Here is a 242-nt window from a genome sequence, read left to right on the forward strand (position 1 = left end):
GTCCTGCAATAATATCTGAGTGACCAGATAAAAACTTCGTTGCACTATGAATGACAACGTCTACACCTAAGTCTAGAGGTCGTTGGTGTAAAGGTGTCATAAATGTATTATCTAAAAACGTTAGACATTGATGTTGTTTAGCTAGTGCGACTATTGCACAGATATCTGTAATCCCTAATGTAGGATTCGATGGTGTCTCCATGTAGAGAAGCTTTGTAGCAGGTGTAATGGCTGCTTCAACC

1 protein-coding gene is annotated in these 242 nt (G+C 39.7%); it reads right to left on the bottom strand.

Annotation, left to right across the window (positions count from 1 at the left end; all coding sequences use genetic code 11):
- A partial coding sequence (locus SB660_RS23245) for a PLP-dependent transferase (protein WP_410584915.1) occupies positions 1 to 242 on the bottom strand: 242 nt, incomplete at both ends.

It is taken from the genome of Bacillus sp. SIMBA_005 (genome assembly GCF_046535585.1).
GTDB lineage: Bacteria > Bacillota > Bacilli > Bacillales > Bacillaceae > Bacillus > Bacillus pumilus.